General features: G+C 69.5%; 10 protein-coding genes. 8 read left to right on the forward strand and 2 right to left on the reverse strand.

Features of this window, described 5'->3' with window-relative positions; all coding sequences use genetic code 11:
• The first annotated feature begins 68 nt into the window (after window positions 1-68).
• Genes argC through tyrS form a run of 8 tightly spaced genes read left to right on the forward strand, consistent with a single transcriptional unit; the run spans window position 69 to window position 9,072 of the window.
• Window positions 69-1,100 (forward strand): N-acetyl-gamma-glutamyl-phosphate reductase, encoded by a 1,032-nt coding sequence (argC, locus tag C3E87_RS13845; RefSeq protein WP_076063969.1) that lies wholly within the window; start codon window positions 69-71, stop codon window positions 1,098-1,100.
• Window positions 1,097-2,248, forward strand: coding sequence for a bifunctional glutamate N-acetyltransferase/amino-acid acetyltransferase ArgJ (gene argJ / locus C3E87_RS13850; RefSeq protein WP_076063971.1), 1,152 nt, complete (start codon window positions 1,097-1,099; stop codon window positions 2,246-2,248). The genes argC and argJ overlap by 4 nt, the downstream gene beginning before the upstream one ends.
• Window positions 2,249-2,251: 3 nt before the next feature.
• Window positions 2,252-3,166 (forward strand): acetylglutamate kinase, encoded by a 915-nt coding sequence (gene argB, locus C3E87_RS13855; RefSeq protein ID WP_076063991.1) that lies wholly within the window; start codon window positions 2,252-2,254, stop codon window positions 3,164-3,166.
• Complete coding sequence (locus C3E87_RS13860) at window positions 3,166-4,338, forward strand: acetylornithine transaminase (RefSeq protein WP_076063973.1); 1,173 nt, start codon at window positions 3,166-3,168, stop codon at window positions 4,336-4,338. Before argB ends, C3E87_RS13860 begins: the two co-directional genes overlap by 1 nt.
• A complete protein-coding gene (locus tag C3E87_RS13865; protein ID WP_076063975.1) occupies window positions 4,331-4,822 on the forward strand; it encodes an arginine repressor in 492 nt (163 codons plus the stop codon). Before C3E87_RS13860 ends, C3E87_RS13865 begins: the two co-directional genes overlap by 8 nt.
• Window positions 4,819-6,222, forward strand: a complete 1,404-nt coding sequence (gene argH, locus C3E87_RS13870) for an argininosuccinate lyase (protein WP_076063977.1) — start codon at window positions 4,819-4,821, stop codon at window positions 6,220-6,222. The genes C3E87_RS13865 and argH overlap by 4 nt, the downstream gene beginning before the upstream one ends.
• Window positions 6,223-6,272: 50 nt before the next feature.
• Window positions 6,273-7,760, forward strand: a complete 1,488-nt coding sequence (locus C3E87_RS13875) for a carboxyl transferase domain-containing protein (RefSeq protein ID WP_076063979.1) — start codon at window positions 6,273-6,275, stop codon at window positions 7,758-7,760.
• 58 nt (window positions 7,761-7,818) lie between these two features.
• A complete protein-coding gene (gene tyrS, locus C3E87_RS13880) occupies window positions 7,819-9,072 on the forward strand; it encodes a tyrosine--tRNA ligase (RefSeq protein WP_076063981.1) in 1,254 nt (417 codons plus the stop codon).
• 12 nt (window positions 9,073-9,084) lie between these two features.
• On the opposite strand, the gene C3E87_RS13885 is transcribed toward tyrS, so the two are convergent.
• Entirely contained in the window at window positions 9,085-10,092 is a 1,008-nt protein-coding gene (locus tag C3E87_RS13885) for a CapA family protein (protein WP_076063983.1), read from the reverse strand.
• Window positions 10,093-10,776: 684 nt separating this feature from the next.
• A partial coding sequence (locus C3E87_RS13890) for a hypothetical protein (RefSeq protein ID WP_233120819.1) occupies window positions 10,777-10,960 on the reverse strand: 184 nt, incomplete at its 5' end.

Raw genomic sequence — 10,960 nt, forward strand, 5'->3', positions numbered from 1 at the left:
GACGCCGGACTGTGACCATGGTTCGCGCGCGGTGGCATATCTATTCGATCTATGGAATAGTTTCCCCCATGACGTATTCAGTGGCGGTGGCCGGATGCACCGGCTACGCGGGCGGGGAACTGCTGAGGCTCCTGCTGCAGCATCCGGATGTGACGATCGGTGCCCTCACCGGCAACTCCAGTGTGGGGGACCGCCTGGGCAACCACCAGCCGCATCTCGCGCCGCTCGCAGACCGCGCGGTCGAGCCCACCACCGCCGAAGTGCTCGCCGGTCACGACGTCGTGTTCCTCGCGTTGCCGCACGGCACCTCCGCCGCCATCGCCGAGCAGCTGGGCGAGGACGTGCTGATCGTGGACGCCGGCGCAGACTTCCGGCTCCGGGACGCCACGCAGTGGGAGAAGTTCTACGGCTCCCCGCACGCAGGCACGTGGCCCTACGGCCTGCCCGAACTGCCCGGCGCCCGCGAATCCCTCGCTGGAAGCAGACGGGTGGCGGTGCCCGGGTGCTACCCGACGGCCACCACGCTGGCACTCCTCCCCGCCGTCGCGGCCGGCCTGATCGACGCCTCCCAGATCTCCGTCGTCGCGGCTTCCGGCACGTCCGGCGCCGGCAAGTCGCTCAAGCCGCACCTGCTGGGCTCGGAGACCATGGGCAACATGAGCCCCTACGGCGTCGGTGGCCTGCACCGCCACACCCCCGAGATCGTGCAGAACCTCTCCGACGTCACCGACGCCGCGGTGAACGTGAGCTTCACGCCGCTGCTGGTCCCCATGCCCCGCGGCATCCTGGCCACCTGCTCCGCCCCGGTCGCCGACGGCGTGACCACCGCCTCCGCCCGCGTGGCCTACGCCACCCGGTACGAGAGCGAGCCCTTCGTCGATCTTCTCCCCGAAGGCGTCTGGCCCCAGACCGCAGCCGTGGTCGGGTCCAACCGCGTAACGGTGCAGGTCGTCGTCGATGAGACGGCCGGGCGCCTGATCGCCATCTCTGCCATCGACAACCTCACCAAGGGCACCGCGGGCGGCGCCGTCCAGTCCATGAACCTCGCCCTCGGCCTGCCGGAGACCACCGGCCTCAGCACCGTAGGAGTTGCCCCGTGAGCGTCACCCTCCCCAAGGGCTTCACCGCCTCCGGCTCGACGGCCGGCCTGAAGGCGTCGGGCAGGCCGGACGTCGCCGTCGTGCACAACACCGGCCCGTCCATGGCGGCCGCCGCGGTCTTCACCACGAACCGGGTCTTCGCCGCGCCGGTCAAGTGGTCGCGGCAGGCTGTCTCCGACGGCCAGCTCCAGGCGATCGTGCTCAACTCCGGTGGGGCCAACGCCTGCACCGGTGCCGAGGGCTACAAGGACTCCGCCACCACGGCGGCCCGCGTCGCCTCGAACCTCGGGCTCATCATCGACAATGTCGCCGTCTGCTCCACCGGGCTCATCGGGGTGCGGTTGCCGATGGACAAGCTCCTCCCCGGCGTCGACGCCGCGTGCTCGGCCCTCACCACCGACGGGGGAGCGGCGGCCGCTGCGGCGATCATGACCACGGACACGGTGGCCAAGCAGGCCGGCGTCACCGTCGGCCAGTGGTCGATCGGCGGCATGGCCAAGGGGGCCGGGATGCTGGCACCCGGCCTGGCCACCATGCTGGTGGTCCTCACCACCGACGCGGACCTGGGTGCCAAGGACCTCGACAAGGCCCTGCGGGAGGCCACCCGGCTCAGTTTCGACCGGGCTGATTCCGACGGCTGCATGTCCACCAACGACACCGTCGCGTTGCTGGCGTCCGGCGCCGCCGGGGTGCGCCCGGAAATCGGCGCCTTCACCGCAGCGCTGGTGGACGTCTGCCAGGACCTGGCGCGCCAGCTCATCGCCGACGCCGAGGGCGCTCAGCACGAGATCGCCATTGAGGTCACCGGAGCCGCAACCGAGCGCGACGCCGAGGTGGTCGGCCGCGAGATCGCGCGCTCCAACCTGTTCAAGTGCGCCGTCTTCGGCGGAGACCCGAACTGGGGGCGGGTGTTGTCGGCCATCGGTGTCACCGACGCGAAGTTCAACGCCGAGGACCTCGACGTCTCCTTCAACGGCGTCATGGTGTGCCGGGGCGGGCAGATCGGCGACGACCGCAACCTCGTCGACCTCTCCGGGCGCCACGTCACCGTGACCGTCGACCTCCACGCCGGCAACGCCGCAGCCACCATCCTGACCAACGACCTCACGTATGACTACGTGAAGGAGAACGCGGAGTACTCCACCTAAATGATGACCAGGCCCCAGCCCCACCAGCAGCCCGAACTGATCGCCAAGGCATCCACCCTCATCGAGGCCCTGCCCTGGCTCGCTGAATACGCCGGCCAGACCGTCGTGATCAAGTACGGCGGAAACGCCATGACCGACGAGCACCTCAAGCGCGCCTTCGCGGAGGACATCGTGTTCCTGCGCCGCGTCGGGGTGAAGCCGGTGGTGGTGCACGGCGGCGGGCCGCAGATCTCGTCGATGCTCAAGAAGCTGGACATCGATTCGGAGTTCCGCGGCGGCCTGCGCGTCACCACGCCGGAGGCGATGGATGTGGTGCGGATGGTCCTGGTGGGCCAGGTGGGCCGCGAACTCGTCAACCTGATCAACCAGCACGGCCCGTTCGCCGTCGGTATGTCCGGTGAGGACGGCGGTCTCTTCACCGCCAAGCGGCGCGGGCTCATGGTCGACGACGAGGAGATCGACCTCGGCCTGGTGGGCGACGTCGAAGCGGTGGACCCCGCGGGCATCAACGACCTCATCGACGCCGGGCGCATCCCCGTGGTCGCCACGGTCGCCCCGGATTCGGACGGGCAGGTGTACAACGTCAACGGCGACACCGCCGCGGCTGCGCTCGCCGTCGCCCTCGGCGCCAAGCGCCTCGTCATGCTGACCAACGTCGCCGGCGTCTACGCCAACTACCCCGACGAGAGTTCGATCATCACGCAGATCAGCACCGACGAGGTGCGCGAGATGCTGCCCGCGCTCGACGCCGGCATGATCCCCAAGATGGAGGCCTGCGTCCGGGCGGTCGAGGGCGGGGTCACCTCGGCGACCGTCCTCGACGGCCGCGTCCCGCACTGCCTGCTGCTCGAGATCTTCACCAACCAGGGCGTGGGCACCATGGTCACCAATGCCGGCGTAGCGAAGGAAGGAAACTGATGACGCAGGACGAACTCACGGCCAGCTACGGGGCGGTCATGATGAACGCTTTCGGCGCCCCGAAGCGCATCTTCGAGCGCGGCGAGGGCGTGCACCTCTGGGACGCCGACGGCAGGCAGTACACCGACCTGCTCTCCGGCCTGGCGGTCAATGCCCTGGGCCACGCCCATCCCGGCGTCACGCAGGCGATCACCGAACAGCTCGGCCGCCTCGGCCACGTATCGAACTTCTTCGCCAGCGAGCCGCAGATCCGGCTGGCGCAGCGGCTCGCCGCGCTGACCGGCGACTCCGGTGCGCGGCTGTTCTTCACCAACTCCGGCACCGAGGCGAACGAGGCCGCCTTCAAACTGACCCGGCTCACCGGCCGCACGCGCATCATCGCGATGGAGGGGGCCTTCCACGGCCGCACCATGGGCGCCCTGGCCATCACCGCCAACGCGAAGTACCGCGAACCCTTCGTGCCCCTTCCGGGCGACGTCACGTTCGTCCCCTACGGCGACATCGAGGCGCTGCGGGCCGCTGTCGACGACACTGTGGCCGCCGTCGTCGTCGAGGCGGTGCAGGGAGAGAACGGCGTGGTGCCGGCGCCTGACGGCTACCTCGCCGAGATCCGCGAGCTCACGCGGGCGCACGGTGCGCTGATGTGGGTCGACGAGGTGCAGACCGGTCTCGGGCGGTGCGGCGAATACCTCGCACACCGGACGGTGAGCGCGGTCGCCGACCTCATCACGCTGGCGAAGGGGCTCGGCAACGGTTTCCCGATCGGCGCCTGCATCGCCACCGGCCCCGCGGCCGACCTCCTGCAGCCCGGGCAGCACGGCACCACGTTCGGGGGCAATCCCGTGGCCGCCGCCGCAGGCAACGCCGTGCTCGACGCCCTGGAGGGCGGCGTGCTGGAGAACGCGCGCCGCACCGGGGAGCGGCTCGCCGACGCCGTGCGCGGCCTGAACGCGCCGTCGATCAGCGAGGTGCGCGGAAGGGGCATGCTGCTCGGCGTCGTGCTGACCGGTGGGAACGCCGCGCAGGTCGCCGACGCGGCCCTCGACGCGGGCTTCGTGATCAACGCACCGCGGCCCAACGTCATCCGGCTCGCTCCTCCGCTGATCGCGACCCCCGACGACCTGCAGCCTTTCCTCGACGCCCTTCCCGCGCTGCTCCGGGACAATGCCTAAGTTGACCCGCGTCGGCCGGCTCGCCACGCTTCGTCAGTTGCTCGTGGAGGCGCGCTACACGTCGCAGGGTGAACTGATCGACGCCCTGGCCGAGCGCGGCATCGCCGTGAGCCAACCCACGCTCAGCAAGGACCTCCTCGAGCTGGGCGCCGTGCGGCAGCGCGCCGTCGGCGGTGCCCTCGTGTACGCCCCCGCGGGGGAGGAGGGCGAGGACGCCGCACTGGAGAAGCTCGCCCGGCTCTGCGCCGAGCTGCTGCAGTCCATCCGGCACGCCGGCACCCAGATCCTCGTCAGGACGCCGCCCGGGGCGGCGCAGTATTTCGCCTCGTACCTCGACCTCGCCGGGCTCCCCGGCGTGTTGGGTACGATCGCCGGCGACGACACCGTGCTGGTGATCGCCACCGACACCGAGGCCGCCATCCGAACGGTGGGGACCGTCTCCGAGATGACCCGCACCGGCAAACCAGCAAAGGAAGACTTGTGAGCACTGATCAGGGACGACTCTGGGGCGGCCGATTCGAGGGCGGGCCCAGCGAGGCGATGTTCGCGCTGAGCAAGTCCACCCAGTTCGACTGGCGCCTCGCCCTGCACGACATCGCCGGCTCCCGCGCCCACGCCAAGGCGCTGCTCGCGGCCGGCCTGCTCACCCAGGATCAGGCCACGGCCATGGATGAGGGGCTGGCCGAGCTGGCCCGTCTCGTCGAGGCAGGCGACTTCCTGCCCGCCGACAGCGACGAGGACGTGCACGGCGCCCTCGAGCGGGGTCTGAAGGACATCGTCGGGGCGGACCTCGGTGGCCGCATCCGCGCCGGCCGCTCACGCAACGACCAGATCGCCACGCTGATCCGCTCCTACCTCCGCGAGGAGATCCGGCTGATCGCCCAGGACGTCGACGGGGTCCTCAGTGCGCTCGCGGCCCAGGCGGAGAAGTACCTGGGTGCCGTCATGCCCGGCCGCACGCACCTCCAGTCGGCCCAGCCCATCCTGCTCAGCCACCACCTGCTGGCCCACGCCTGGCCGTTGGTCCGCGACATCCAGCGCCTCCACGACCTCGACAAGCGCCTCTCGGTCAGCCCGTACGGCTCGGCCGCCCTGGCCGGCACGTCGCTGGGTCTGAGCCCGGAGCTGGTGGCCCGGGAACTGGGCTTCACCTCGTCCGTGCCGAACTCGATCGACGGCACCGCGGCGCGCGACCTCATCGCCGAGGCGGCCTTCGTGCTGGCGCAGATCGGCGTGGACTTGTCCCGCCTCTCCGAGGACGTCATCCTGTGGTGCACCGCAGAGTTCGGTTTCGCGACCCTCGACGACGCCTGGTCCACGGGCAGTTCGATCATGCCGCAGAAGAAGAACCCCGATGTCGCCGAGCTCGCGCGCGGCAAGGCCGGCCGCCTCATCGGGAACCTGACCGGCCTGATGGCCACGCTCAAGGGCCTTCCTTTGGCCTACAACCGCGACCTGCAGGAGGACAAGGAGCCCATCTTCGACGGCATCGACCAACTGCATGTGCTGATCCCCGCCGTCGCCGGGATGGTCGGCACGCTGACGTTCCATCCCGAGCGGATGGCCGAGGTGGCGCCGAAGGGCTTCTCGCTGGCGACGGACGTGGCAGACCACCTGGTGCGCAGCGGCGTGCCGTTCGCCGTGGCCCACGAGGTCGCGGGGGAGACGGTCCGCTATTGCGAGCTGAAGGGCATCACCCTCCAGGACCTCGCCGCCGACGACCTGCCCCGGATCTCCGAGCACCTCGACGACGCCGTCCTCGGTGTGCTCACAGTCGAGGGGTCCGTGGCGTCGCGCGACGGACGGGGCGGCACCGCGCCCGCGAGGGTCGCCGAACAGCTCGCCGAACTCCGCGCAGCCCAGGCGGCCCTGGCGGATTTCTGATGCCGGCCGGGCCCCACTAACCTGAAGCCATCCGCTGACAGGGGCAGGCAATGACGCGACTCACTGTGGACGACATCATCTCCACCATCCTCGACGACGGCTCCGTCCGGGCCTGGGACGAGGCGATCCCGGATCCCGCCATCGTCGAGCCGTACCGCGACGACCTGGAGGCCGCCCGCGCGAGGACGGGTCGTGACGAGTCGGTCGTCGCCTGTGAGGGCACCCTCAACGGCAGACGTGTGGCGCTCGTCGCCGGTGATGCGGCCTTCCTCGGCGGGTCCATCGGCGTCTCGGCGGGGGAGCGCCTGACCCGCGCCATCGAGCGCGCCACCGCTGAGCGGCTCCCCATCATCGCGCTGCCGGTGGGCGGCGGCACCCGCATGCAGGAGGGCACCGTCGCGTTCCTCCAGATGGTCAAGATCACCGGCGCCGTCATGGCTCACAAGGACGAACACCTGCCGTACCTGGTGTACCTGCGCAACCCCACGATGGGCGGCGTGTTCGCTTCCTGGGGATCGCTGGGGCACGTCACGCTCGCGGAGCCCGGCGCCCTCGTCGGCTTTCTGGGACCCCGCGTGTACGAAGCGCTCTACGGCGCCCCGTTCCCGCCCGGCGTGCAACTGTCGGACAACCTGGCCGAACGCGGCGTCATCGATGCAGTCTGCGACATCGCCGACGTGCCGGCTGCCTTTGACAGACTGCTCAGCGTGGTCCAGCAGCGCGTCGGTTCGATGCCGCCGCCGCTGCCGTCGGCGGTGGATTTGCCGGATATCCCTGCCTGGGAGTCGGTGGCACGCACCCGCCGCGACGACCGCCCAGGCCTCCGCGACCTCCTGGAGGTCGCCGCTTCGGACGTGACCATGCTCAACGGCACCGGCGACGGTGAGTCCCACCCCGGCTCCGTCCTGGCCGTGGCCCGTTGGGGCGATGCGCCGTGCGTCATCGTCGGGCAGGACCGACACGACCAGGGGCGGCCGCTCGACCCCGCCGCCCTCAGGGAGGTCCGACGGGGGATCCGGCTGGCCCGCGAGCTCAAGCTGCCCCTGATCTCCGTCATCGACACCCCTGGGGCGGCGCTGTCGAAGGAGGCGGAGGAGCGCGGGCTGGCCTCGGAGATCGCCCGGACGCTCAGCGAGTTGCTCACCCTGCCGAGCCCCACCGTGAGCCTCTTGATGGGGCAGGGGACCGGCGGCATCGCGCTGGCCCTGACGCCGGCAGATCGCGTGGTCGCCGCACAGCACGCCTGGCTCGCGCCGCTCCCACCCGAGGGGGCCTCGGCGATCGTGCACCGCGACGTCGATCACGCGGCTGAGATGGCCACCGCCCAGGGGGTTCGCTCGGCAGACCTGGTGACGGCCGGCATCGTCGACCGCATCGTTGCGGAGCCGGACGACCCCGCCCGGGACCGCGCGGAGTTCTGCCGACGGTTGGGCGAGGCGCTGCACGACGAGGTCGCCCGCGTCGTGACCATGCCCGGCCGCGACCGCAGGGCGATCCGCCGCAGGCGGTACCGGCAGCTCGGCTGGCCCGCGGGGTAGTCGCACCGTCAGACGGGCGCGGAACGGCTCCCCGGGAGCGGACGCTACGATGGCGCTTGTGAATGCACTACTTGACGACCTGCGTTGGCGTGGGCTGATCGCCCATTCGACCGATCCGGAAGCGCTGGCTGCGCACCTGGACGAAGGGCCGGTCAAGTTCTATATCGGATTCGACCCCACGGCGGAGAGCGTCCACACCGGCAACCTCGTGCAGGCTCTGCTGGCCCGCCGGTTGCAGGACGCCGGCCACCAGCCGTTCATGCTGGTGGGCGGGGCCACCGGCCTCATCGGTGACCCGAAGGAATCAGGCGAGCGCGTGATGAACTCGGTCGAGTTGGTGCACGAATGGGTGGACAGGATCCGCGGCCAGGTGGGGCGCTACGTCAACTTCGACGGCCCGAACGCCGCCACCATGGTCAACAACTACGACTGGACCAGCACAATGTCGGTGCTCGACTTCCTGCGCGACGTCGGCAAGCATTTCCCGGTCAACCGCATGCTGGCCCGGGATGTGGTGGCCCGTCGCCTCGAGGCCGGCATCTCGTACACGGAGTTCTCCTATGTGCTCCTCCAGTCGATGGACTTCCGTGAGCTGTACCGCCGCTACGGCGTCACCCTGCAGACGGGCGGCTCGGACCAGTGGGGCAACCTGACCGCAGGGGTGGAACTCATCCGCCGTTCAGACCAGGGGAAGGCGCATGCGCTGGCCACCCCGCTGCTGACGAAGGCGGACGGCACCAAGTTCGGGAAGACCGAATCCGGCACCGTCTGGCTCGACGGTAGCCTCACCAGCCCGTACGCCTTCCACCAGTTCTTCCTGAACTCGGAGGATTCCAAGGTGGTGGACTACCTCAAGGTGTTCTCGTTCCGCTCCCGCGAGGAGATCGAGGCCCTCGAGCAGGCCACCATCGAGGCGCCCTTCAAGCGCGAGGCGCAGCGGGCGCTGGCAGATGAAGTGACCGACATCGTCCACGGCCGGGCTGAACGGGAGGCGGCTGTCGCAGCGGCTGCCGCAGTCTTCGGTCGCGGTGAGTTACACGAATTGAGCCCGGAAACCCTGGGTAGCGTTGCCGGCGAGGTCGGTGGCGGCGAGCTGGAGCCCGGGGCCACCATCGTCGACGCGATGGTCGCGGCCGGAGTGTCGAAGTCGAAGGGCGAAGCCCGCCGCACTGTTGCCGAGGGCGGCGCGTACCTCAACAACGAGAAGGTCGAGGACCCGGACCTGACGCTCGATGGGGAACGGCTGCTGCACGGTCGCTTCGCCGTCGTGCGGCGCGGGCGCAAGACGGTGGGCATCGCCAGCCTGCGCTGAGACCTTTGACGGCTACTGCCGTTCAGTCAGGCCCTCTGCACCGAGCGAGTGCACCACCGCGCGGGTGCGCGCCGCGGATTCCAGCATCGCGGAGGACAGCGGCGTGCCCTTCCTGAGCTCATCAGGAATCAGATGCACCCGGGCCGGCACGCTGCCCGACTTCGGGGTGATCAGGGTGGGCGCGTATTCTGCGGCGCTGGCGGTGAAGCCCCCGCCCTCCCGCTCCGTGAAGGTGATCTGGGCCACATACCCGTCGTAGGTGTGGGGTTGTGCGGGGCCGCTGGCCGCGATCAGGTTGCCCGCCCCGTAGACCACCCACTTGCCGTTGACCTTCGTGATGGGCTGCACCACGTGGGCGTGCTGCCCGAACACGAGGTCCACCTCCGGCGCGGCAGTCACGGCTTCGGCGTAGGCGGCCTGCTGAGCGGTGACGGCGCTGGAGTACTCGTCTCCGGCGTGCATGTGCACCGCCACGAGGTCGGCTCCCGCGTCTTTGGCCGCTCTCGCTTGTGCCACGGCCCGCTCGGCGTCGAGCAGGTCGACGGACCAGGGCTTACCGGGCGGCCTCTCCAGACCGTTCAGCCCGTAGGTCTGGCTCACCACGGCCACCTTCACGCCTGTGGCCGTGGTGAAGATCACCGGGGTGGCCGCCTCCAGTGGTGAGGCGTAGGAGCCGGCGGTCAGGATCCCCGCAGCCCGGTGCACCTCGATCGTGCGCACCAACCCCTCCCAGCCCTGGTCCATGGTGTGGTTCGACGCCGTGGTGCACAGGTCCCAACCCGTCGCCCGGATGGCCGGGGCGATCTCCTGGGGTGCGGCGAACGTGGGGTAGTTCTCGTACGGTCCTCCCGCGGGGGCGAAGGGCACCTCGGAATGGCAGATGGCCAGACCAGCGGCCGACACGTAGTCGGTCAGAGACGCGAGCTGGGGGACGAAGTCGAACCTCCCCGAGGCCGACGCGCCGGCATCCAGCTCCGCGCTGGCCCAGAGACTGTTGTGCCACAACAGGTCCCCGCTCACGTTGACGCTGACAGTGCGGGCGGCGAATGGACTGGGAGCCTCTAGGGTCGACGACGCAGCGGTGGGCGAAGCAGCGCTACCCGGGGAAGAGGGGAGAGGGGACGGAACCACCCCAGCCCTCATGGGAGCACAACCCACCAGGAGCACCGCCGTCAGAGCAGCAATGGCGCGGCCGGTTAGTCTCATGGCTCCACTGTACGAATGCACTGCGGCGTGCGCGCATCCGCATCACCCCCAGGTCTGATTTGCCGGGACTGCGGCACAGGTGTAATGTTCCTCAAGCTCCGAGGTGCACCGCACTGAATCAGGACGGACCAGGAGCCATACCCACCAAGCCGTAGCAACGGGACGAGTGTGCGTTCAGACGAACCCGCTCCATGCCTGGGCGACTGGCGCGGGCCCGGGGCCGACGATTTGCTGGCCGCAAGGGAAACGGGTAATGTGTAGCAGGCCGCTTCGGCGGTGACGAACAACTCAACAGCGGTCGGCCTCGAACCAGACGGTTTGACATCGATGAGGTAAGCCGAGTAAAGTTTGGCTCCGCGAAAGCGGTCGCCAACAGCAAAACTCCCAGTCACGGGGGATTTGCCTCTGCTACTCAAGCTCCTCAGCCAAATCGAAACAATTTGACAGGCCGAGCGCAAGTAAGTAAAGTTGGACGAGCCGCTCAGCGGCGAAGACAACTCAACCGAACAAGCTGAAGACGGCGCGGATTTGACCGGCCGGCAGCAAGCGAGTAAGGTTGATCGAGTTGCCCCAAGCGGGAATCGCACGGAAAATGGTGTGGTTGAAGCGTGGGTCGCACCCGAAACTTGAGAACTCAACAGTGTGCTTTAAGTCAATGCCAAATACATGCACTGGCAAGGCT

The organism is Tessaracoccus sp. ZS01, assembly GCF_022342445.1.
In the GTDB taxonomy this organism is placed as follows: Bacteria; Actinomycetota; Actinomycetes; order Propionibacteriales; family Propionibacteriaceae; genus Arachnia.

Bases quoted from the DNA above. Each gene is read 5' to 3' on its own strand.
- argC (WP_076063969.1), top strand. From the start codon at position 69: ATGACGTATTCAGTGGCGGTGGCCGGATGCACCGGCTACGCGGGCGGG.
- argB (WP_076063991.1), top strand. From the start codon at position 2,252: ATGACCAGGCCCCAGCCCCACCAGCAGCCCGAACTGATCGCCAAGGCA.
- C3E87_RS13860 (WP_076063973.1), top strand. From the start codon at position 3,166: ATGACGCAGGACGAACTCACGGCCAGCTACGGGGCGGTCATGATGAAC.
- C3E87_RS13865 (WP_076063975.1), top strand. From the start codon at position 4,331: ATGCCTAAGTTGACCCGCGTCGGCCGGCTCGCCACGCTTCGTCAGTTG.
- C3E87_RS13875 (WP_076063979.1), top strand. From the start codon at position 6,273: ATGACGCGACTCACTGTGGACGACATCATCTCCACCATCCTCGACGAC.